The 23112-nt window shown below is 47.7% G+C and carries 17 protein-coding genes; 11 read left to right on the top strand and 6 right to left on the bottom strand.

Annotation, left to right across the window (positions count from 1 at the left end):
• Positions 1 to 217: 217 nt before the first annotated feature.
• A complete protein-coding gene (locus HUX74_RS07160; protein ID WP_165853618.1) occupies positions 218 to 994 on the top strand; it encodes a class I SAM-dependent methyltransferase in 777 nt (258 codons plus the stop codon).
• A 74-nt stretch (positions 995 to 1068) separates the two neighbouring features.
• Here the strand turns inward: HUX74_RS07160 and HUX74_RS07155 are convergent, their stop codons facing one another.
• Positions 1069 to 1917 carry an AraC family transcriptional regulator gene (locus HUX74_RS07155; RefSeq protein WP_117966310.1) on the bottom strand — a complete coding sequence of 283 codons (849 nt, stop codon included), beginning with the start codon at positions 1915 to 1917 and terminating at the stop codon, positions 1069 to 1071.
• A gap of 220 nt (positions 1918 to 2137) precedes the next feature.
• Between HUX74_RS07155 and HUX74_RS07150 the strand changes: the two genes are divergently transcribed.
• From HUX74_RS07150 to rodA, 9 genes are all read left to right on the top strand, one after another.
• Positions 2138 to 3631 (top strand): ATP-binding protein, encoded by a 1494-nt coding sequence (locus HUX74_RS07150; protein ID WP_138346156.1) that lies wholly within the window; start codon positions 2138 to 2140, stop codon positions 3629 to 3631.
• A gap of 104 nt (positions 3632 to 3735) precedes the next feature.
• Positions 3736 to 5697: a ribosomal protection-like ABC-F family protein gene (abc-f, locus tag HUX74_RS07145; RefSeq protein WP_174646426.1), complete on the top strand. Its 1962-nt coding sequence runs from the start codon at positions 3736 to 3738 to the stop codon at positions 5695 to 5697.
• A gap of 20 nt (positions 5698 to 5717) precedes the next feature.
• Positions 5718 to 7754: a M13 family metallopeptidase gene (locus HUX74_RS07140; RefSeq protein WP_117966316.1), complete on the top strand. Its 2037-nt coding sequence runs from the start codon at positions 5718 to 5720 to the stop codon at positions 7752 to 7754.
• Positions 7755 to 7914: 160 nt separating this feature from the next.
• Positions 7915 to 9438, top strand: coding sequence for a bifunctional phosphoribosylaminoimidazolecarboxamide formyltransferase/IMP cyclohydrolase (gene purH, locus HUX74_RS07135; RefSeq protein WP_174646425.1), 1524 nt, complete (start codon positions 7915 to 7917; stop codon positions 9436 to 9438).
• Positions 9439 to 9562: 124 nt separating this feature from the next.
• Positions 9563 to 10585, top strand: coding sequence for a rod shape-determining protein (locus tag HUX74_RS07130; protein WP_005828544.1), 1023 nt, complete (start codon positions 9563 to 9565; stop codon positions 10583 to 10585).
• Positions 10585 to 11430, top strand: coding sequence for a rod shape-determining protein MreC (gene mreC, locus HUX74_RS07125; RefSeq protein WP_117966322.1), 846 nt, complete (start codon positions 10585 to 10587; stop codon positions 11428 to 11430). The genes HUX74_RS07130 and mreC overlap by 1 nt, the downstream gene beginning before the upstream one ends.
• Positions 11431 to 11528: 98 nt before the next feature.
• Positions 11529 to 12032 (top strand): rod shape-determining protein MreD, encoded by a 504-nt coding sequence (gene mreD / locus HUX74_RS07120; RefSeq protein ID WP_005828540.1) that lies wholly within the window; start codon positions 11529 to 11531, stop codon positions 12030 to 12032.
• A 19-nt stretch (positions 12033 to 12051) separates the two neighbouring features.
• Positions 12052 to 13920 carry a penicillin-binding protein 2 gene (gene mrdA / locus HUX74_RS07115; RefSeq protein WP_117966324.1) on the top strand — a complete coding sequence of 623 codons (1869 nt, stop codon included), beginning with the start codon at positions 12052 to 12054 and terminating at the stop codon, positions 13918 to 13920.
• A gap of 70 nt (positions 13921 to 13990) precedes the next feature.
• Positions 13991 to 15448, top strand: coding sequence for a rod shape-determining protein RodA (rodA, locus tag HUX74_RS07110; protein WP_174646424.1), 1458 nt, complete (start codon positions 13991 to 13993; stop codon positions 15446 to 15448).
• Between the two features lie 320 nt (positions 15449 to 15768).
• Here rodA and HUX74_RS07105 read toward each other — a convergent pair whose 3' ends face one another.
• From HUX74_RS07105 to HUX74_RS07085, 5 genes are all read right to left on the bottom strand, one after another.
• Entirely contained in the window at positions 15769 to 16254 is a 486-nt protein-coding gene (locus tag HUX74_RS07105; protein WP_174646423.1) for a gliding motility lipoprotein GldH, read from the bottom strand.
• Positions 16232 to 17605: a regulatory iron-sulfur-containing complex subunit RicT gene (locus HUX74_RS07100; protein ID WP_174646749.1), complete on the bottom strand. Its 1374-nt coding sequence runs from the start codon at positions 17603 to 17605 to the stop codon at positions 16232 to 16234. The genes HUX74_RS07105 and HUX74_RS07100 overlap by 23 nt, the downstream gene beginning before the upstream one ends.
• A gap of 73 nt (positions 17606 to 17678) precedes the next feature.
• Complete coding sequence (locus tag HUX74_RS07095) at positions 17679 to 18806, bottom strand: DNA polymerase III subunit delta' (RefSeq protein WP_117966333.1); 1128 nt, start codon at positions 18804 to 18806, stop codon at positions 17679 to 17681.
• A 72-nt stretch (positions 18807 to 18878) separates the two neighbouring features.
• Entirely contained in the window at positions 18879 to 19832 is a 954-nt protein-coding gene (gene metF, locus HUX74_RS07090; protein WP_117599230.1) for a methylenetetrahydrofolate reductase [NAD(P)H], read from the bottom strand.
• A gap of 91 nt (positions 19833 to 19923) precedes the next feature.
• The gene (locus HUX74_RS07085; RefSeq protein WP_117599231.1) at positions 19924 to 21831 is read right to left on the bottom strand and encodes a fimbrillin family protein; all 1908 of its coding nucleotides are present in this window, start codon (positions 21829 to 21831) and stop codon (positions 19924 to 19926) included.
• Between the two features lie 340 nt (positions 21832 to 22171).
• On the opposite strand from HUX74_RS07085, the gene metA reads away from it, so the two are divergent.
• Positions 22172 to 23089 carry a homoserine O-succinyltransferase gene (metA, locus tag HUX74_RS07080; protein ID WP_117599232.1) on the top strand — a complete coding sequence of 306 codons (918 nt, stop codon included), beginning with the start codon at positions 22172 to 22174 and terminating at the stop codon, positions 23087 to 23089.
• The last annotated feature ends 23 nt before the right edge of the window (positions 23090 to 23112 follow it).

Raw genomic sequence — 23112 nt, 5'->3', positions numbered from 1 at the left:
AATAAAATATTGCTTATCTTTGCAGTATGACAAAGACATTTAAATCGGATTTGGTTTTGTAAACAATCTGTGTTCCCTGCACAGATTGTCCCCCCTTCGTTTACTCTCGGATAACTTCTTTCGAGAGTGTTTTCCTATTGTTATAATTCAAGTTTAATCCGCATATTATGCTGAAGGTATTGTGATACTTTCCGTATATGCAAAATATAGTAAGAAAATGAGTAACGAAAATAAAACTATCCACGATTTCGAACTTAATTTAATCTGTGACTTTTTCTCCAATATGGAACGACAAGGCCCTGGCAGTCCTGAAGCGACGTTGAAGGCATTGAGCTTTGTAGACGGTCTTACCGATGAATCCTTTATTGCCGATATCGGCTGTGGAACGGGTGGCCAGACAATGGTAGTAGCTGGCCATGTGCCGGGGCGGATTACAGGAATTGACCTTTTTCCCGGCTTTATTGATATCTTCAACCGTAATGCAAGGCAGTTAGGCTTGCAGAACAGAGTAAAAGGAATTGTCGGTTCAATGGATGCCCTTCCTTTCGGTGAGGAGGAGCTGGATATGATTTGGTGTGAAGGTGCTATCTATAACATTGGCTTTGAACGTGGCTTGAAGGAGTGGCGTAAGTATCTGAAACCGGGAGGGTATATTGCCGTCTCCGAGAGTTCATGGTTTACGGACGAACGCCCTGCGGAAATCAATGACTTCTGGATGGACGCTTACTCTGAAATGGATACACTTCCCAATCAGGTGACCAAGTTGTACAAGGCAGGTTATCTTCCCGTTGCTACATTCATTTTGCCGGAGAATTGCTGGACAGAGCATTACTTTGCTTCAAAGGTTGCGGCTCAGGAGATTTTCCGTAAGAAATATGCCGGTAATAAAATTGCCGAAGAGTTCAGCTTACTCCAAATGATTGAGGATGAACTGTACGGCAAGTATAAGGAATTTTACGGTTATGTGTTCTTTATTGCCAAGAAGGTAGGCTGATGACGGACTTCTCTTATTGAGGAATGCGGGTATTCTCAGGACAGAATATCCGCATTTTGGGTTTTGAGTAGATTTTATTGTTTTGAGGATGTACGGAACTTCTGAGGAGGTATTCCCGTATGACGTTTAAAGAATTTGTTGAAGAAGGCCGCATTATTAAAACCTAGACTCACGGCTATATCCTTTATCGGAGTGTTGGCGGTACAAAGCTGTGCTTTGGCATCCATGATGATAGTATTGTTGATGATTTCCATGGCTGTATGTCCTGATTCCTTTTTGACAAGGCGGCAAAGAGCTGCCGGCCTCATATTCATTTTCAATGCATAATAGGACACTTGATGCTCCCGGACATAGTCTGTGTGTACCAATCGGATAAAAATGCGGTATTGGTTGAAATGCCTGCTGCCCGGAGTCTCTTTTATCCTAGGGTGTTCCGGACAGAGTTCGGATATGCCTTGTAACAGATATGCCAGTAGAGTTTGCAATGAAACTAGACTTGAGGGGCTTTCTGTTCTTTGATAGAGGTGTGACAAATAGGTCATGAACTCAGCATAAAGCTGGAAGTTCTTTTTCGATAGAGGAAAAATATAGTGTTTACCTATAATGTGAAACTTATCCATCATGACCTTACCGACTCCTGCACTTTGGATAAGTTGTTTGGAAAATATGACGACATATATTTCAGTATCGTCTGACGTGTGTAGTAATTGTACGAAGGTCTCAGGAGGAATAGCTAGGAGAACGTTAGCTTCAACCTTGAATTGGGTATGGTTTATGATGGTTTTCAGAACTCCTTTGATACACAAAACGAAGATACTGGCCTTGGTGTGGTATGGCTTTTTCACTAGCGGATTCAGTTCACTGGTTGTGATATGATTGCAGGCAATGAACTCGTCATTTATATTGAATTCGGATATATTCATGTTGGAGATTTTAAGACGCAAAAATGGGGGATAATAATGTATAAATGACAGAGGTAACAGTTAAAATCAATATTACGCTCAACTTATCTCTGTTAAATAAGGTAAAGTTGTGAATAATAGAATATATACATATTAAAATGGAATATTGATTTATAAGGGTTTGTTTGTGGTATAAGCATTTTAACCCGAACTTTGCTTCTTGTATGATAAACCAATTCTGATGAATCCGAATGTTCCTCAAGAAGTACGTATAATAAATGCCATCTCCGAGCAGTTGTTCAACTCATGGCCCGTCAGCATTATTATGATTGATTTGGAAGATTGTATCTGGCGTCTGAATCAGCAGGTGATGAATGAACTCCAATTGAATGAGTATGTGATAGGGCGGCGTATCACTGACTTATTGGAGGTGGTATGTGATAAAAAGAATGTGTTAGAAGACCTTTTGCTGCAACTTCGGGAGAGGGATGTGCGGATTATTCCCTTAGATACCAATTGCTTTATACGTGAATTGAAGAGTGGTATAAGTTTTCTGATACAAGGTGCTATGGTGGGAATTCATGAAGATGGACAATTGGTGAGGATTGTACTCTATTTCAGGAATGTGTTGGAAGAACGGACACAGAAGCATTTGCTGAATATTGCGCTGAGTCGTACCCAGATATTTCAATGGTCTTTCGACATGGAACATAATCTGATGATTATAGAACCGCGTTATTTTGAATATTTGGGGATTCCTACGCGTGACTATACGCTGACGCCTGAGGAATTCGCATTTCTGATTCATCCGGACGACCGGAAGGGAGTGTTTGATGCTTTGGCTTTACAGTTGCATGGTAATTTGTACGAATGCCCAGTGGAATACCGTTTACGGCGGGGAGACGGCAAGTGGGAGTGGTTTGAGGCGCAATCTACCTATGTGGGGCAATTGACGGATTTGCCGTTCCGTATCATCGGTATTTGCATGAGTACGCAGAAATACAAGGATACGGAGAATAAATTGAACGAGGCTTTGCAGAAAGCGCAACGTAGCGATGAGTTGAAGAGCGTATTTCTTGCTAATATGAGCCACGAGATACGTACGCCGCTAAATGCCATTGTGGGCTTCTCTACACTACTGGCTTGTGGGGATGCCGACTTGTCACGGCAGGAGATTATGGAATTCACGTCTTTGATTGAAAAGAACAGCCAGTTGTTAATGGTGTTGATTTCAGATATTCTGGATTTGTCCAAGATAGAATCGAACACAATGGAGTTCCATTTTGAGAAGGTTTCTTTAAATGGCATATTGGAAAGCATTTACAGTGCGCAGAAGATGAATCTTCGGAAAGGAGTGGAGTTACTGCTAGACCTTCCGGACCGGGCGGCAGTTATCTATACAGATCCTACGCGTTTGGGGCAAGTTGTCAACAATCTTATCAATAATGCGGTGAAGTTCACTGCTGAAGGACGCATAACCATAGGGTATAGGCTGAAGGACTTTGCTACATTGGAAGTCTTTGTGGAAGATACGGGAACTGGCATGTCGGAAGAAGTTCTGGCGCACATTTTTGAACGTTTCTATAAGGGAGATGCTTTTGTGCAGGGCACGGGATTGGGATTGGCCATTTGCAGGACTATCGTTGAAAGGTTTCATGGAAAAATAGAAGTGGCCTCAACTCTTGGCAAGGGGAGCCGCTTTGCAATTGTCCTTCCGCAGGAAATGCGGGAGTAGTGTTTTCTTTCTTGGATATTTGATGTAATTATGTGAGCGTATGATATTGTATAACGTTGAAAATCGCTACCTTTGCAGTCTTGAACGATAAATTCATTGACACTATGATATCTGTAGAAGGACTGAAGGTAGAATTTAATGCCACTCCTCTGTTCGAAGACGTCTCTTATGTTATCAATAAGAAAGACCGTATAGCTCTTGTCGGCAAGAATGGTGCCGGTAAGTCCACCATGCTCAAGATATTGGCTGGCATTCAGCAGCCCACTGCCGGCATTGTTGCCGTTCCTCGCGAATGTACTATCGGGTATTTGCCCCAAGTGATGATACTCAGTGACAAGCGCACCGTGATGCAGGAGGCTGAACTTGCCTTCGAGCATATTTTTGAGATGCAGGCGGGCATCGAACGCATGAATCAGCAACTTGCCGAACGTACCGACTACGATAGTGAGGATTACCAGAAAATGATTGACCGCTTCACCCACGAAAACGAACGTTTCCTTATGATGGGAGGCACCAACTACCGTGCCGAAATAGAGCGCACGCTCCAAGGGCTGGGCTTTAGCCGCGAGGACTTTGACCGCTCTACAAGCGAGTTTTCCGGTGGTTGGCGTATGCGTATAGAGCTTGCCAAGCTGTTGCTTCGTCGTCCGGATGTGTTGCTGCTCGACGAGCCTACCAACCACCTTGACATCGAGAGTATCCAGTGGTTGGAGAACTTCCTTTCCACCCGTGCCAATGCGGTGGTGCTTGTCAGCCACGACCGCGCCTTTTTGAACAATGTCACTACGCGTACCATCGAAATAACTTGTGGACGCGTTTACGACTATAAAGTGAAATACGATGAGTTCGTGGTGCTTCGCAAGGAGCGCCGGGAGCAGCAACTGCGTGCTTACGAGAATCAGCAGAAGCAGATACAAGATACGGAAGACTTTATCGAGCGTTTCCGGTACAAAGCTACCAAGGCTGTGCAGGTGCAAAGTCGCATCAAGCAACTTGAAAAGATAGAACGTATCGAGGTGGATGAGGAAGACAACTCCTCTTTGCGCCTGAAGTTTGTTTGCAGCAGCCGTAGCGGTAATTATCCCGTCATCTGCGAGGATATGGAGAAATCCTACGGTGAGCACATTGTTTTCCATGATGTGAATTTGACCATCAACCGAGGAGAGAAGGTTGCTTTTGTCGGTAAGAACGGCGAAGGAAAGTCTACGCTTGTAAAGTGTATTATGGGTGAGATTACGGATTATACCGGAAAACTTACACTGGGACATAATGTGCAGATTGGATATTTTGCCCAGAACCAGGCACAACTTTTGGATGAGAACCTAACTGTATTCGATACGATTGACCACGTGGCCGTAGGGGATATCCGCCTCAAAATTCGTGATATTCTGGGTGCTTTCATGTTCGGCGGTGAGGCTTCGGATAAAAGGGTGAAGGTGCTCAGCGGTGGAGAGCGTACCCGGCTTGCCATGATAAAACTGTTGTTGGAGCCGGTGAATTTTCTGATTCTCGACGAACCTACGAATCATCTTGACATGCGTTCCAAAGATGTACTGAAGGAAGCTATCCGCGATTTTGACGGGACGGTGATAATAGTCAGTCATGACCGTGATTTTCTGGACGGACTTGCGACTAAAGTATACGAGTTTGGTGGCGGACTGGTGAAGGAACATTTGGGAGGAATTTATGATTTCCTGCAAAAGAAGCAGATAGAGAGCCTGAATGAGTTACAGAAATCTCCTTCACTTTCCGCTTCGCCCACTGCCGGTAAGGCGGCATCAGGAAATGCTGGTGCAGAACCGGTTCAGCCCTCGGCTGCCAAGCTCTCCTATGAGGAGCAGAAGGAGCTTAACAAGAAACTTAAGAAGCTGGAACGCCGCGTTGCCGATTGTGAAGCGGAGATAGAGCAGACGGAGGCTGCCATTGCCATTCTTGAGGCTAGGATGGCTACACCGGAGGGTGCTTCGGACATGTCGCTTTATGAGCAGCACCAAAAACTGAAAGAGCAGCTTGACCGTGTGATGGAAGAGTGGGACGCGGCTACTGTAGAGTTGGAGAATCACTAACTATTATATTTTATATATTTATGAAAGCAAATCATTTGTTACCCATTGCAGCATTCTGTCTGATGACGGCATCCTGCAACACCGGCAAGCAGCAGGCTGAACTTACAGCAGGCATCCAGCTCGCCAATCTTGACACAACGGCTCTACCCGGAACTGACTTTTACCAATACGCATGTGGCGGTTGGATGAAGAACAATCCAATTCCTGCTGAATACTCACAGTACGGTTCTTTCACTATCCTTGCAGAAAACAACCGCAAGCAGATTCAAGGACTGATTGAAGAACTTGCCGCCACCCAGCACGAAGCCGGCAGCGTGGCACAAAAAATCGGTGACTTGTACAAAATCGTAATGGACAGCGTGAAGCTGAACAAGGACGGTGTGGCCCCCATCAAGGCTGAACTCGACCAGCTGGCTGCTTTGAAGGACAAGAAAGAGCTTTATGCCTTGCTGGGCGATATGCAGAAGAAAGGTATCATCGTCTACAACGTGCTGTATGTTGGCGCTGACGAAATGAACAGTAGCATGAATGCCGTACAGACCTATCAGACCGGGCTGAGCATGGGCGAACGTGAATACTATCTGGAGAATGATGAGGCTACTGCCAAAATTCGTGATGCTTTCCGTACACATGTACAGAAGATGTACCAGTTGGCTGGTTTCGACGAGGCTACTGCCAAGAAAGGTATGGAGGTGGTGATGGATGTGGAAACACGTCTTGCCAAGGCTTTCCGCTCTCGTACGGAGTTGCGTGACCCACATGCCAATTATAACAAGATGAGCATGGAAGAGTTGAAGAAGAATTATCCTACTTTCGATTGGGATGCTTATTTGTCTGCCATGGACTTGAAGGATGTGAAGGAAATCATCGTAGGCCAGCCCGCTTCACTGAAAGCCGCTGCCGATATCCTGGATACGCTGCCCATTGAACAGCAGAGCCTTTATTTGCAATGGAAATTGATTGATTCTGCCGCAAGCTTGCTGAACGATGCTATGGCAGAACAGAACTTCGACTTCTACAGCCGCACTATGAGCGGTACACAAGAGATGCAGCCCCGCTGGAAGAGAGCGGTAAGCACTGTAAGCAGCGCGCTGGGCGAAGCTGTAGGTCAGATGTACGTGGAGAAATATTTCCCTGCTGCTGCCAAGGAGCGTATGGTTACTTTGGTGAAGAACTTGCAGGAAAGCCTGGGCGAACGTATCAAGAATCTTGCCTGGATGGGTGATTCCACTAAGGTGAAAGCTCTGGAGAAACTGGCTACCTTCCATGTGAAGATTGGTTATCCCGACACTTGGAAAGACTACTCCACACTGGAAATCAAAAACGACTCTTACTGGGCAAACATGGAACGTGCCAACGAGTGGAGCCATGCCGAAATGATAGCCAAAGCCGGCAAGCCGGTGGATAAGGATGAATGGCTGATGACTCCGCAGACCGTCAACGCATACTATAACCCGACTACGAACGAAATCTGTTTCCCCGCCGGTATCCTGCAATATCCTTTCTTCGATATGAATGCGGATGACGCCTTCAACTACGGTGCCATCGGTGTGGTAATCGGTCATGAAATGACTCACGGATTCGACGACCAGGGTCGCCAGTACGACAAGGACGGTAACCTGAAAGACTGGTGGACTGCTGAAGATGCCAAGAACTTTGACGAGCGTGCCCAGGTGATGGTGAACTTCTTCGATAGCATCGAGGTTGCTCCGGGCGTATATGCCAACGGACGCATGACATTGGGTGAGAATATTGCCGACCACGGTGGTCTGCAGGTTTCTTATCAGGCATTCAAGAAAGCTACGGCTGCCAATCCGTTGCCGGTGTTGGATGGTCTTACTCCCGAACAACGTTTCTTCCTGGCATACGCAGGTGTATGGGCCAATGATATTCGTCCCGAAGAAGTGCTGAACCGCACGAAGAGCGATGTGCATTCATTGGGCGAATGGCGTGTAAACGGTGCATTGCCGCAAATCGGTGCTTGGTATGAGGCATTTAACGTGACAGAAAAAGACCCGATGTTCTTGCCGGTAGAAAAACGTGTATCTATTTGGTAAACCAACAAAATAACCCTTAAAAAAAGGCGGCAGACTGGAAACAGATGCCGCCTTTTTTAATTATACCTAATTTATTGTGTATGAATGTATGTATGAATAAACAAAATTTGTAACTTTGCGCATCAAATACTAATATACGCATACTTTAATACGCAAATCCATGTCTGAAACAAAAAGAATCAAAACAGCTCTGGTATCTGTTTACCATAAGGAAGGTTTGGACGAAATCATTACCAAACTGCATGAAGAAGGTGTAGAGTTCCTCTCAACCGGTGGAACACGTCAGTTTATAGAATCTCTGGGCTATCCCTGCAAGGCAGTGGAAGACCTCACTACATACCCTTCCATCCTGGGCGGACGCGTAAAGACTTTGCATCCGAAGGTTTTTGGAGGTATCCTTTGCCGCCGCGGATTGGAGCAAGACATGCAACAGATTGAAAAATATGAAATTCCCGAAATAGACCTCGTCATCGTTGACCTCTATCCGTTTGAGGCTACAGTTGCCAGTGGTGCCGAAGAACCTGCCATCATCGAAAAGATTGACATAGGCGGTATCTCCCTGATTCGTGCCGCTGCCAAGAATTACAACGACGTGGTTATCATCGCTTCGCAAGCACAATACCAGCCGTTCCGTGACATGCTGATGGAACACGGAGCCACTACTACCATCGAAGAACGCCGTTGGTTTGCCAAAGAGGCGTTCGGAGTGTCTTCACACTATGATTCTGCCATCTTCAACTATTTTGACGGTGAGGAAGGTTCCGCTTTCCGTTGCTCTGCCAATAGCCAGAAGACTTTACGCTATGGCGAGAATCCGCACCAGAAAGGTTATTTCTATGGCAATCTGGATGCTATGTTCGACCAGATTCACGGTAAGGAAATCTCTTATAACAACCTGCTCGACATCAATGCTGCCGTTGATTTGATTGACGAATTCAAGGATACTACTTTCGCTATCCTGAAACATAATAATGCTTGTGGACTGGCTTCACGTCCCACTGTGCTCGAAGCATGGAACGATGCGCTTGCCGGTGACCCGGTATCCGCTTTTGGTGGTGTGCTCATTACAAATGCCGTGATTGACAAGGCTGCTGCCGAAGAAATCAATAAAATTTTCTTTGAGGTAATTATCGCTCCCGATTACGATGTGGATGCGTTGGAAATCCTCGGTCAGAAGAAGAACCGTATTATCCTGGTTCGCAAGCCGGCAGCTCTGCCTAAGAAGCAGTTCCGTTCTTTGCTGAATGGCGTATTGGTTCAGGACCGCGACCTTAAGGTGGAAATTCCTGAAGAATTGAAGACTGTAACTACGAAGGCTCCCACTGCACAGGAAATTGAGGATATGCTCTTTGCAAACAAGATTGTGAAGAACAGTAAGTCGAATGCCATTGTGTTGGCAAAAGGAAAGCAGTTGTTGGCAAGTGGTGTAGGCCAGACCAGCCGTGTGGATGCTTTGAAGCAGGCTATCGAGAAAGCCAAAAACTTCGGTTTCGACTTGAATGGCGCTGTAATGGCAAGTGACGCATTCTTCCCCTTCCCCGACTGCGTGGAAATTGCCGGCAATGAAGGTGTAACAGCCGTCATCCAGCCGGGTGGGAGCATCAAGGATGAACTCTCGTTTGAATATTGCAACGAGCATGGCATTGCCATGGTAACTACTGGGTTCCGTCACTTTAAACATTAAGGTCATTTACTATTTGACGATTTACTATTTACTATTTGCCGGGAGGTGTCATTGTAGGTGGAGGTCGTCAGATAGCAGATCTGCCAAATAGTAAATAGTAAATCATTTAATAGTAAATCAATAGATGGGATTATTCTCTTTTACACAAGAAATAGCGATGGACCTTGGCACAGCCAATACCATCATCACCACGAATGGTAAGATTGTGGTGGATGAGCCTTCGGTGGTGGCTTTGGATCGTCGTACCGATAAGATGATTGCCGTGGGTGACAAGGCAAAGATGATGCACGAAAAGACCCACGAAAACATACGTACCATCCGTCCGTTGCGCGACGGTGTGATTGCTGACTTCTATGCTTGCGAGCAGATGATACGCGGACTTATCAAGATGGTGAACAACCGTAACCGTCTTTTCTCTCCGTCACTCCGCATGGTGATTGGTGTTCCTTCGGGCAGTACCGAAGTGGAGCTGCGTGCCGTGCGCGACTCTGCCGAGCATGCCGGCGGGCGCGACGTTTATTTGATTTTCGAGCCGATGGCTGCTGCCATCGGTATCGGTATCGATGTAGAGGCTCCCGAAGGCAACATGATTGTTGACATAGGTGGTGGTTCTACGGAAATTGCCGTAATCTCTTTGGGAGGTATCGTAAGTAACAACTCCATCCGCATTGCCGGTGACGACTTGACTGCCGATATTCAGGAATACATGAGCCGCCAGCACAACGTGAAGGTCAGCGAGCGTATGGCTGAGCGTATTAAGATTAATGTGGGTGCTGCCTTGACGGAACTCGGTGAGGATGCTCCTGAAGACTATATCGTTCATGGTCCGAACCGCATCACGGCATTGCCCATGGAAGTGCCGGTATGCTATCAGGAAGTGGCGCACTGCCTGGAGAAGTCTATCTCTAAGATTGAGACAGCCATCTTGAGTGCATTGGAAAATACGCCTCCCGAATTGTATGCCGACATTGTTCACAACGGCATCTACCTTGCCGGTGGCGGTGCATTGCTTCGTGGACTGGATAAGCGTTTGACTGATAAAATAAACATACCGTTCCACATTGCGGAAGACCCCTTGCATGCCGTTGCCAAAGGTACGGGCGTGGCATTGAAGAACGTTGACCGCTTCTCATTCTTGATGCGGTAATGCGGAATTTATTAAACTTTCTCATTAAATATAATTACTGGTTCCTCTTTCTACTGTTAGAGGTTGCCAGTTTTATTTTATTATTTCGCTTCAACCATTACCAGCAGAGTGTGTATTTCACCTCTGCCAATGGCGTGGCAGGGAAGGTTTATGAAATATCGGGTGGCATCACTTCTTATTTCCACTTGAAGACGGCCAACGAAGACCTGCTCGACCGCAACATGTGGCTGGAGCAGCGGCTTTCGTTTCTGGAAAATGTTTTGAAGGAGAAAGGATTGGACTCCGCCAGGTTGTACAGCATGGAACGGCTTGCTCCTACGGAGTATCAGATATTCAAGGCGAATGTCATAAAGAACAGCTTGAACAAGGCTGACAATTATATCACTTTAGACCGTGGAACAACAGAAGGTATCCGTCCTGAGATGGGAGTTGTAGATGCCAATGGCGTGGTGGGTATTGTGTATAAGACCTCTCCCCATTATTCGTTGGTCATTCCGTTGCTGAACAGCAAGTCGAGCATCAGCTGTAAGATTGTGGGTAGTGATTATTTCGGTTATTTGAAGTGGGAGGGAGGTGATTCCCGTTTTGCCTATCTGAAGGATTTGCCCCGGCATGCCGAATTCAATCTGGGAGATACAGTAGTGACCAGCGGCTATTCCACCGTGTTTCCAGAAGGTGTCATGGTGGGGACGGTGGATGACATGTCCGACTCGCACGACGGGCTTTCGTATCTGTTGAAGATAAAGCTGGCTACAGACTTTGGAAAGGTGAGTAATGTGCGCGTCATTTCCCGCAACGGGCAGGATGAACAAAAGACATTGGAGTCGAGGGCGGACGAGAAGTGACTAAGAAATTAGGGATTAGGGGTTAAGGATTAATCATCTTTATATCTTATAACTATACACTCAATAACTTGTAACTCGTAACTTATAACTCATTAGCGTTGTTAATTAATTATCTGCATAAAATAGGATGGTTCATAGGCTTGGTACTGTTACAGGTGCTGATATTGAACAATGTGCATATTGCAGGATATGCCACTCCATTTCTGTATATCTACTTGATACTGAAGTTTGAGTCGGACACTCCCCGCAATGCGTTGATGTTGTGGGCATTCTTTTTAGGGCTGGCTGTCGACGTCTTTTCCGACACACCGGGGATGAACGCTGCCGCTACGGTGTTGCTGGCTTTCTTGCGCCCCACTTTCTTGCGGCTGTTCGTGCCTCGTGACACGCTGGATACACTGGTTCCGGCCATCCGTACAATGGGGATTCTTCCTTTCCTGAAATATCTGGTTGTGAGTGTGCTGATACATCACGGTTTGTTGCTTACCCTCGAATTCTTCTCTTTTGCCCATATCGGTACGCTGTTGTTGAGAATTGCGGCAAGTACCCTGCTTACTGTGACTTGTATTATGGCTGTTGAGGGAATAAGAAAGAAAGGATAAAGGGATTAAGGATTAGGAATTGATGAAAGACTATACACTGGAAAAGCGGAAATATGTAATTGGAGCGGCGGCTATTGTCATCGTTCTTATTTACGTGTTCCGGCTGTTCGACCTGCAAATCATGACTGATGACTACAAGAAGAACGCGGACAGCAACGCTTTTCTGAACAAGATACAATATCCATCACGGGGGGCTATCTACGACCGTAACGGTAAGTTGCTCGTGTTTAATCAGCCTGCCTATGATATTACGTTTGTGCCTCGGGAGGTGACGCAGCTGGATACACTCGACCTTTGCAGTGCCTTGAACATTACCCGTGAACAGTTTGACAAACGGATGAAGGACGTCAAGAACCGCTGGATGAACCCCGGTTATTCCAAATACACCCATCAGGTGTTCATGACGCAGCTTTCTGCCGAAGAGTGCGGTGTGTTTCAGGAGAAGCTGTTCAAATTTCCAGGTTTCTATATTCAGCGGCGTACTATCCGCCAATATACCTATAACTCTGCCGGCCATTTGCTGGGGGACATCGGCGAAGTGTCCAAGAAAGACATTGAGAACGATGACTATTATATTCGCGGAGACTATATAGGCAAGCAAGGCATCGAGAAATCCTATGAAAAGTATCTGCGTGGAGAGAAGGGGGTGGAGATTCTGCTTCGTGACGCTCACGGGCGCATCCAGGGACACTACATGGACGGACAGTTGGACCGTTCCTCCGTACCCGGCAAGAACCTGACGTTGGGCATCGACATTGATCTTCAGATGTTGGGAGAACGACTGCTTCAACACAAAATCGGTGCCATTGTGGCCATCGAACCGGCTACGGGTGAGATACTATGCATGGTTTCCTCGCCTACCTTTGACCCTCATCTGATGATAGGGCGCCAGCGGGGAAAGAACCACCGCCTGCTGCAGATGGACAAGCGGAAGCCTTTGTTGAACCGTGCCATCATGGGAGCTTATCCGCCGGGCTCCACCTTCAAGACGGCACAGGCACTGACTTTCCTTCAGGAAGAGATTATCCACGAAGATTATCCGACTTTCCCTTGTGCGCATGGTTTCAATCATAAAGGCCTTCATGTGGGATGTCACGGACATGGTTCGCCTCTGTCTCTGATTCCTGCCATAGCTACCTCTTGTAATTCCTATTTCTGTTGGGGATTGTACCGCATGTTCGGTGATAAAAAATACGGTTCGCCGCAGAATGCCATTACCGTATGGAAAGACCACATGGTGTCGCAGGGCTTCGGCTATCGGCTCGGTACCGACCTACCTGGCGAGCAGCGTGGCCTCATACCGAATGCCAAGTTCTACGACAAGCCCTATCGGGGCTCGTGGAACGGTCTGACGGTTATCAGTATCGCTATCGGGCAGGGAGAGATTCTTGCTACACCCTTGCAGATAGCCAATCTGGGTGCCACCATTGCCAACCGGGGGCATTTCATTACTCCGCACATCGTGAAGGAGATAGAAGACAATGAACTGGACAGCATCTATCGCAATCCCCGTTATCCCACCATCGACCGCGAATATTATGAAATGGTGGTGAAAGGTATGCGTGCCGCTGTAGACGGAAGTACGGGTAGCGCCACTTGCCGCATGGCGGGAGCCATCCTGCCGGGTGTGGAGGTCTGCGGAAAGACGGGTACGGCACAGAACCGCGGCAAGGACCATTCTGTCTTTATGGGCTTTGCCCCGATGGACAACCCTAAGATAGCCATTGCCGTCTATGTGGAGAACGGTGGTTTCGGTGCCACGTATGGCGTACCTATCGGTGCCATGATGATGGACCAGTATCTGCATGGAAAGCTGTCGCCCGAGAATGAGATACGGGCGGAAGAATTCAGTAACCGGGTGATACTTTACGGAGATGAGGAGAGATGATGATTAGGGGTTAGGGATGAACTGTGGGTGGCTTCAATAGTAAATAGTAAATCGTAAAATTGTAAATAAATTGGTGACGAGGAGAGATAGCATATGGAAATCATTGGACTGGGTGACGATTGTCGTTTACCTGCTGCTGATTGTATTCGGCTGGTTCAGTGTCTGTGGAGCAAGTTATGATTATGGTGACCGTGACTTTCTGGACTTCTCTACGCGTGCCGGCAAGCAGTTTGTCTGGATTATATGTTCCTTCGGGTTGGGGTTTGTGCTGCTGATGCTGGACGATTCCCTCTATGACATGTTCTCCTACCTTATATATATAGGGCTGATGCTGTTGCTGATTGTCACGATATTCATTGCGCCTGACACGAAAGGGTCGCGGTCGTGGCTCATCCTGGGGCCGGTCAGTTTGCAGCCGGCGGAGTTTGCCAAGTTTGCCACGGCGCTGGCGCTTGCCAAGTATATGAGCGCCTACTCGTTTACGATGAAGAACTGGAAAAGCTCCCTTATGCTGGCTTTCCTGATTCTCTTCCCCATGTTGCTGATTATCCTGCAGCGGGAGACGGGTTCGGCATTGGTGTACTCTGCATTTTTCCTGATGCTTTATCGGGAGGGAATGCCGGGCGTGGTGCTGTTCTCGGGTATATGTGCAGTGGTCTACTTCGTGGTGGGTATCCGTTTTGATGCGGTGATGATTGCCGATACGCCGACGCCTATCGGAGAATTTGCCGTGCTGCTGATGGTACTGCTTTTTGCCGGAGGCATGGTATGGGTTTATAAAAAGCGTTGGGAACCCACGCGGAATATTATCGGCGGTTCGCTGGGAGTGCTGCTCGTGGCTTATCTGATTTCGGAATACGTGGTACCCTTCAACTTGGTGTGGGTGCAGTGGGGGCTTTGTGCACTTGTTGTCGGGTATCTTGTCTTTCTTTCTTTAAGCGAGCGCCATTTATCTTATTTTCTGATTGGGCTGTTTGCTTTGGGTTCGATAGGTTTCCTCTACTCCAGCGACTACTTCTTCAATAAAGTGCTGGAACCCCATCAGCAGATACGTATCAAGGTGGTGCTCGGTATGGAGGAGGACCTTGCTGGTGCCGGCTATAACGTGAACCAGTCGAAGATAGCCATCGGCTCCGGGGGGCTGACCGGCAAAGGTTTCTTGAACGGTACGCAGACAAAGCTGAAGTATGTGCCGGAGCAAGATACGGACTTCATTTTTTGCACCGTGGGTGAGGAGGAAGGATTCGTAGGGTCCACGACTGTCCTGTTACTGTTCCTTATTCTTATTTTACGGCTGATTGCCGTGGCCGAGCGGCAGCAATCCCCCTTTGGCCGGGTGTATGGTTACTCTGTGCTTAGTATATTCTTGTTCCATCTATTCATCAATATAGGCATGGTGCTGGGACTGACCCCCGTCATCGGTATCCCGTTGCCTTTCTTCAGTTACGGAGGTTCTTCTCTCTGGGGATTCACAATCCTGCTGTTTATCTTTCTACGGATTGATGCGGGACGTAATCGCCGAATTTAGTTATGACCGTTTCCTTGTGGGACATACGAATGGACTTGATTATCATTACATTGCATTTACACATTGTTTACATCGTAATGTAACGTCCGTTACACCGCATTGTAACGTCCTTTACGCTGTATCGTAACGACTTTTACGCTATATTGTAACGCCCTTTACATGCTGGTGTAACGGTCGTCGTTACATCCTGGCGTAAAAGACGTAACGCTATGAGGTAAGAGGGCAAGTTATGATACCCCGCCCGTTTCCGCTTCAAGGAGACGTGAGTGGGAGACTGAGGTGGTTGTTAGAAGAAGGTGATAAAGAACAATAGGGAGTTCCTATCTCTTCAGTTTGATGCCGATGTCATTGATTCCTTGCAGCCTTTCGTCCGGTAGCGTATAGGCCACTTTAAAGAGGTAGGTGCCGGGTTTGCCGATTCGAACGCTTCCTGCGGAGACGGCAGTCTGATAGAGACCTCCCCAGCCGTCACCTTTCCAGATTCCTTCTTTGTCCGCGAGGATTATCTGTATGGTGTCCGTGGGTGACGGAATGGAATCTGCGGTGGTGTAGCAGATGGATAGAGGTAGATTCTGATAGGGGTAGTTGCTTCGGTTACGAACTTCCAGAGACAGTTTGTAGTAGGTCAGTGAGTCGGTGACCTTCACGTCGAAAGAGAGCGTGTCTTCGCGCGGCCAACCTTCGGTGGGGAGGGATTGGAAGGAATGGTATACGGTCTGTTTGTCGCAAGCGCTCAGCAGGCTTGCGACAAACAGTAGTATGATACCTTTCAGGCAGAGATTCCTATTCTTGAGCCGGTTTGTCATTTTGGGCAGGTCTTTCACCTTGAGGTTTGGGCTTATTGTTACGGGGCGGACGACGGTTGTTATTGTTCCGTTGTTGACGTTCGCCTTGTTGCTGTTCACCTTGTTTGGGTACTTGCCGGTCTTGTTTCTGTCTCGGTTGCCGGTCTTGCCTGGATTGTTCTCTCTGGTTGTTGGATTGGGGAGCACCCTGCTCACCTCCTTGCGGACGACCGTTCCCACTCTTTTTCTTTCTCTTGTTACGGCTGTTGTTGCTGTTCTCGCTACCGTTGCCGTCACCGCCACTCTTGCCTTTCCGGCTGCGGTCAAAGCGTGTGAGGCTCTCTTGTTCCAGCAAGTCCACCGGTTTTTTGGGTTCGGAGCGATGGGCTTCTTCTATCAAGCTGTCGGGCTTGATGCCACGTTTGTTCAAACCGATAATCTCGAAGGCGCGTCTGCCGCTGATGGTCACCAGGTTGGCAGGGATGTTCTTGTCGCTTGAGTAGGTTATCTGGTTGCTCAGAATGTCGGCTTTGAAGAAGAAGAACTCGCCGTCTTTGGTTTCCAGGGTAATCTCGCGCGAGGGCAGGCGTTTCTGTGCTTCCACGTAGCAGTCCACTTCGTAGTTGAGGCAGCACTTCAGCTTGGCGCATTGTCCGGCAAGTTTCTGCGGATTCAGTGATATGTCCTGGAAGCGTGCAGCGCTGGTAGATACCGACACGAAGGAGGTCATCCAGGTAGCGCAGCAGAGTTCGCGTCCGCAGGGACCGATGCCACCGATGCGTCCGGCTTCCTGGCGGGCGCCAATCTGTTTCATCTCGATGCGCACGCGGAAGGCGTCGGCAAGGACCTTGATGAGCTGGCGGAAGTCCACACGCTCGTCGGCGATGTAGTAGAAGATGGCTTTGTTGCCGTCTCCCTGGTATTCCACGTCACCAATCTTCATGTTGAGGTTGAGGTCCAGGGCAATCTGGCGCGAGCGTATCATGGTGGCGTGCTCGCGGGCTTTTGCTTCGTTGTACTTCTCCATATCTACGGGCTTCGCCTTGCGGTAGATGCGTTTGATGTCTGCCTCGGACTTGATATTGGCTTTCTTCATTTGCAGCGGCACGAGGCGTCCGGTCAGGGTCACCACGCCGATGTCATGTCCGGGGGTGGCTTCTACGGCTACGATGTCGCCTTTCTCCAGGGGTATCTTGTTGCTGTTGCGGAAATATCCCTTGCGGGTATTCTTGAACTGAACCTCTACCAGCTCGCTCTCATCGGCATTGCCCGGAATGTCTGCCAGCCAGTCGTAGGTGTTCAGTTGCTTGTCCTGCCTGCCGCAACTCTTGCAGCAGAGACCTCCGCTTCCGTTATGTAGTTTAAATTCCATCATCTGTTTATTTACTATTTGACTATTTACTATTTACGATTTGATACTTTGCATTTCATTATCTTGCCACTTTTCATTGTTTCAATAAAACAATCATTTTGAGGGAGAAGTCGAAGAACACCATGCGGGCGTTCACGTTCTGCTCGATGTGGCGCTGCGCTTCACTCAGTTCGTCCATGATGCCCACGACGTTACGCTCGTTGACAAAGGGGGCGAAGCGGGTGGCGAAGTTCTGTTCGGGCAACGTCATGTAGTTCATCTCCTTGCGGTGCAGGTTGTAGATGAAGTTCTCGCGGGTCATACGCTGGCAGTAGTCCAGGAAGTTCTTCTGCCGTTCGCGTCCCATGGCGGCAAGCTGCTCGCTCCATTGTTTCATTTCCCGTATCTTGCGCTGGTAGGAGAGTCGCATCAGGCTGACAAAGAGATTGAAGAACAGTTCGTTCTCCTCGTTCAGATGGATGGTCTCCAATGCTTTGATAAAGTCTCCGTTTGCCAGGTGGGCTATGGTCTCGCTGTCGCGGGGCTGCACTCCGTACTTCTGCTGTAAGGCTCCTGCTATGTCAACTTCTTCAATCTTGGGGATGTTGAAGCGTTGCGTGCGGCTGAGGATGGTGGGCAGTATCATTTCCGGAGCTTCGGAAATGAGGAGGAATATCGTTTTCTCGGGCGGCTCTTCCAGCAGCTTCAGCAGCTTGTTGGCGCAGACTTCGTGCATTTTTTCGGGCAGCCATACGATGGTGACTTTGTAACCTCCTTCGCTGGATTTCAGACTGAGCTTGCGGGTTATCTCGTCGCTTTCTTTGGCATAAATGATGGCTTGCCCGTTTTCGGCATCCATCTCGTTCAGCCAATGATTCAGTCCGAAGTAGGGGCTGTTCAGCAGCAGGTGCCGCCAGTTGGTGATATAGTCGTCGCAGACTTCCTTTTTCCCTTTGGCACTCTTGACGATAGGGTATACGAAGTGTACGTCCGGGTGCACCAGCTTGTTCCATTTCACGCAGGAGGGACAAGTACCGCAGGCATCGGTTTCCGTCCGGTTGGGACAGCAGATGTAGCGGGCATAGGCAAGTGCCAATGGGAGTTTTCCTACTCCGGCAGGGCCACAGAAGAGTTGTGCGTGGGGGATACGTCCTTCCTGCACTTCTTGTATCAGCCTTTGCTTGGCTGGCTCTTGGCCTATTATGTCCTTGAAACTGAACACGGGGTAATGAGTTATAAGTTATAAGTTATGAGTTATTACTTGTGATACTATCATTTGTCAATTATCAATTGTTCAGTATATTTGTTTGGCTACTTCCTTGATGCTGTCTGTAGCTCCTACCGAGTAGAAGTGGAGGCTTGGGACGCCATGGGCTATCAGCTCTTTGCACTGCTGCACGCACCATTCGATGCCTACTTGCTGGGCTTCTGCGTCGGTGTTGCACTTCAGAACCTCTTGGGTCAGTTCCTTGGGCAAATCTACTTTGAACGTCTTGGGTATCATGCTGAGTTGTGACAGCTTCTTGAAGGGCTTGATGCCCGGGATAATCGGGATGGTGACACCGGCTTGGCGGGCGCGTTCCACGAAGTCGAAATATTTCCGGTTGTCGTAGAAGAGCTGGGTCACGGCATACTCTGCACCCATTTCCATTTTCTTCTTCAGCCAGTAGATGTCTGTATCCATGTTGGGGGCTTCTTCATGCTTTTCCGGATAGCAGGCTACGCCGTACGAAAATGGGGTATTGGTAACTTTCATCTCGGAGCCGTCCACAAAGATGCCTTTATTGAAGTTGTTGATTTGTTCTTGTAGTTCGACGGCGTGGTGGTAACCGTTGCCTACGGGGATAAACGAAGATTCGTGCTTTGCCTTGTCGCCACGAAGCACCAGCAGGTCGGTGATGCCGAGGAATTGCAGGTCGAGCAGCACGTACTCCGTCTCCTCGCGGGTGAAGCCGCTGCAAAGGATGTGCGGCACCATGGTGATGTTGTACTTGTTCTGGATGGCAGCAGCTACGGCTACGGTGCCGGGGCGGCGGCGCAGGCGGTTTCGCTGGAACAATCCGTTGCCGAGGTCTTTGTACACGTACTCGCTGCGGTGCGTGGTGATGTTGATGTATTTGGGGTCGAATTCCCGTAACGTATCTATGGTCTGATACAGCTTTTCGATGCCCGTACCTTTCAGTGGTGGCAATATTTCAAAGGAAAAAGCTGTTTTTTCGTTACTGTTTATCAGGTCGATTACTCTCATTTCTCTTTCGTTATCTTTGTCCGATTGGCAAAAATCTTGCACATTGGGAACAAAAATACAAAAAAGAAATGAGAAATGTCGAAATTGCCGGCTATTCTTTTATACAGCGGATGGAAAGAGCTTTATAGTAGGGCTTGCCGGTGACATGGGCGGCGCTTGAGACAAACTCGTCGCTTTCGCCGAGAAAATAAATGGTGCTTTCCGAAAGGGTATGCTTTGTATGATCCCAACTCCAGAAGGCGGTCATTTTGTTTGGACTGTTGTGCCCCTTGTTGTACCACATTCCTACGGGAAAAGCATTGAACCGGGTATAGTTGTTGACGGGGGCTACTTCACCGGATACCATTGTCTGCCATTCTCCGGCTTTTAGTATGGAGCTGTCGTTGCCGGTATAGCTTTTCAGCTGTTCCCAGTCTGCATCCGATGGTATTTTCCAGCCTTCGGGTACCAGCTCTCCTGCCAGTATGGCTTCTCCATTGTAAAAATAAATATCATACTTATCCGGCTTGTAATATCCGGCTTTGTCTGTTCCCAAATCAATCTGTTTTTTCAAGGGAGTTCCGTCACGGTAGGTGGTGGCATGGAGTTCTTTACCCATCCAGTATTGGGCTCCAATCTTGACAATGGGGTATTCGGTAGACACTCCTTTTCTGATGTCTCGAAGGGTGTAGCATGCCACATTCACCTTGATGGCGTTTTCCGGCTTTTCCAGAAGTAGTTTATGGCTGTTGTCTATATAGAGCTTGTCTATGCCGGTATATTCCCCTTTAGTGTAGGTAAATCCATAGTCGTCTGTATTCCAGCTTATTCTTCCTCCGCAGATGGTGTCTTTACGGTCCGCAAGCTGTAGGATGACGCCATTGCTCAGGTCGGCCTTTTCATTTTTACCTATGGGATAGGCTATAACGGCTCTGGAAGTCAATGACGCTGATTTGAGATATTCCTTGCAGACTTCTGCAATGGGTATCCCTTCGTGATAAATTCTGTACACATTTGAAAGAGAAAAGGAGAGAGCGGAAATATGTATGGCAGTGTAATCTTCCATATTGTCGGTGTCGATGGGAGGGAGGCTGCTCCATTCCTTGATTTTGCCGGCAAAGCTACTCAGGACGTTGCTGTTGCTCTGCATGGCTGATATGTTGATGATACATTGCGTGCTGCTACTCATTTCCACTTCGGGTATTGCACAACTGTATATACGTCCGCTCCACTCCATAATGAAGGATTGCTTGCCATCATTTATCGTTTGGGGTATGATAATGAATTCCTTGCCGGTAAGTTTGTTGTCTTTGACACTCCATTCACCGGAGGCTATGATGTCTTGTGTCCCCGTAAGATTACTGAAAGTCCCGTCTTCCAGATTATAATCGGCCGAGGTCTTGAGCCCGGTTGCGATGATACGCGGATTGGCTTTCAGCAAATCATTGGCAGAGTTGCTTGTGTCGGGTGTCAGAGAGATTGCCAGTTTGGACAGCTTGTGTTGGAACTCCAGGGTTACAGATTTGGTTTTATTGGTGATTCCTTGCGCTTTAGCTACCAAGAAGTCACTTTGTGCGCGGTTTTTCTCATTGCTTTGGTCTATCTGTACAGATACGGGAAGAACGGGTGTACCGGCAACTACCCCTTCGGTTTGGTAAGGGTGGTAACTGATAAAGTCCAGTGGCACATCTCCTTCCGGATAGAATACTGTCTTTTGGGGAATCAGTGTAGAGCCTTCCGTATATTCCAGAGCCAGATTGTCAATATACCGTTTCCCCTTGATAGAGCCGGAGGAAGTGGTTGCAAACAAGCCCATTTTGTCTCCTTTTTCAAAGGCGGTGTTTGTGACCTTGGTACTGGCCTTTTCTATTTTGATAGAGAACGTGATAGGCGTCGTCCCTTCCTCGATTTCCGCTTCTGATTCTTCGTCAATCCGGTTCACACAAGCTGTATTCCCTAAGGACACGCAGCAGAATAAAGAGGCAGCTAAGACTCCTCTTGCAAGAATAAGTTTTTTCATTATATTATTATTGCGGGGCAACGGTTTTTCCGCTTTCCCAGTTATACTCAATGAACCTTGTCTTAAAAATGTGGATTTAGCAGAGCTATAACCGGTATGGAAAAGTCTTTTACGCTTTTGGATGCTAATTATCAGTATCACGCTTGATGCCGCAGTGCTTTTTAACCTTATTTTTTAATAACTTTTAATAGGTTTCGGGTACAAATGTAATTAAACGTGTTAAATGAAAAGGGATAAATCGATAAAACTTTTATAATTTATTTATCACACTCTGATTTTTTGCCTAACTTTACACGCTAAAATAGTAGACAGTAATAAGTTAAACCATAGATATAAACTCATGCCTTTAAATTTACCCGATAAACTACCCGCTATCGAGTTGCTGAAAGAGGAGAATATTTTTGTCATTGATAATTCCCGGGCAACCCAGCAGGATATCCGTCCGCTGCGTATCGTGATTCTGAACTTGATGCCGCTAAAGATTACAACGGAAACGGACTTGGTGCGTCTGCTTTCCAATACTCCGCTTCAGGTGGAAATCTCGTTCATGAAGATAAAAAGCCATACTTCCAAGAACACTCCGATAGAACACATGAAAACATTCTATACGGATTTCGACAAGATGCGCGGTGAAAAGTACGATGGCATGATTATCACCGGTGCTCCGGTAGAGCAGATGGATTTTGAGGAGGTGACTTATTGGGATGAGATTATTGAAATCTTCGACTGGGCGCGTACGCATGTCACCTCTACGCTCTACATCTGCTGGGCGGCGCAGGCAGGGCTCTATCATCATTATGGAGTGCCGAAGTATGCACTGGATAAGAAGATGTTCGGTATCTTTGAACATCGTACCTTGCAACCGTTGCATCCCATTTTCCGTGGATTTGATGATATATTCTATGTGCCGCATAGCCGCCACACGGAAGTGCGCCGGGAAGATATACAGAAGGTTCCGGAATTGACGCTGCTTTCCGAGTCGGAGGATGCCGGTGTATATATGGCGGTGGCCCGTGGAGGGCGTGAGTTCTTCGTGACCGGCCATTCGGAATACTCTCCGTTGACGCTGGACACAGAGTATCGCCGTGACTTGAATAAGGGCCTGCCCATCGAGATACCCCGTAACTACTATGTGGACGATGACCCGGACAAAGGAGTGTTGGTGCGTTGGCGTGCCCATGCCAATCTGTTGTTCTCCAATTGGCTGAATTATTTTGTATATCAGGAGACACCGTATAATATTAATGATATAGAGTGAGTAGCGTGTCACTTGTCACTCGT

The organism is Bacteroides sp. Marseille-P8574 (genome assembly GCF_902825465.1).
Taxonomy (GTDB): domain Bacteria; phylum Bacteroidota; class Bacteroidia; order Bacteroidales; family Bacteroidaceae; genus Bacteroides; species Bacteroides uniformis.
This window is presented reverse-complemented; position numbering and strand designations above follow the sequence as displayed.

Coding starts and splice junctions, on each gene's coding strand:
- HUX74_RS07105 (WP_174646423.1), bottom strand. CDS start 16,254: ATGACAAACCGGCTCAAGAATAGGAATCTCTGCCTGAAAGGTATCATA.
- HUX74_RS07100 (WP_174646749.1), bottom strand. CDS start 17,605: ATGGAATTTAAACTACATAACGGAAGCGGAGGTCTCTGCTGCAAGAGT.
- HUX74_RS07155 (WP_117966310.1), bottom strand. CDS start 1,917: ATGAATATATCCGAATTCAATATAAATGACGAGTTCATTGCCTGCAAT.
- HUX74_RS07160 (WP_165853618.1), top strand. CDS start 218: ATGAGTAACGAAAATAAAACTATCCACGATTTCGAACTTAATTTAATC.
- HUX74_RS07150 (WP_138346156.1), top strand. CDS start 2,138: ATGAATCCGAATGTTCCTCAAGAAGTACGTATAATAAATGCCATCTCC.
- HUX74_RS07085 (WP_117599231.1), bottom strand. CDS start 21,831: ATGAAAAAACTTATTCTTGCAAGAGGAGTCTTAGCTGCCTCTTTATTC.
- abc-f (WP_174646426.1), top strand. CDS start 3,736: ATGATATCTGTAGAAGGACTGAAGGTAGAATTTAATGCCACTCCTCTG.
- metA (WP_117599232.1), top strand. CDS start 22,172: ATGCCTTTAAATTTACCCGATAAACTACCCGCTATCGAGTTGCTGAAA.
- metF (WP_117599230.1), bottom strand. CDS start 19,832: ATGAGAGTAATCGACCTGATAAACAGTAACGAAAAAACAGCTTTTTCC.
- HUX74_RS07140 (WP_117966316.1), top strand. CDS start 5,718: ATGAAAGCAAATCATTTGTTACCCATTGCAGCATTCTGTCTGATGACG.
- HUX74_RS07130 (WP_005828544.1), top strand. CDS start 9,563: ATGGGATTATTCTCTTTTACACAAGAAATAGCGATGGACCTTGGCACA.
- mreC (WP_117966322.1), top strand. CDS start 10,585: ATGCGGAATTTATTAAACTTTCTCATTAAATATAATTACTGGTTCCTC.
- purH (WP_174646425.1), top strand. CDS start 7,915: ATGTCTGAAACAAAAAGAATCAAAACAGCTCTGGTATCTGTTTACCAT.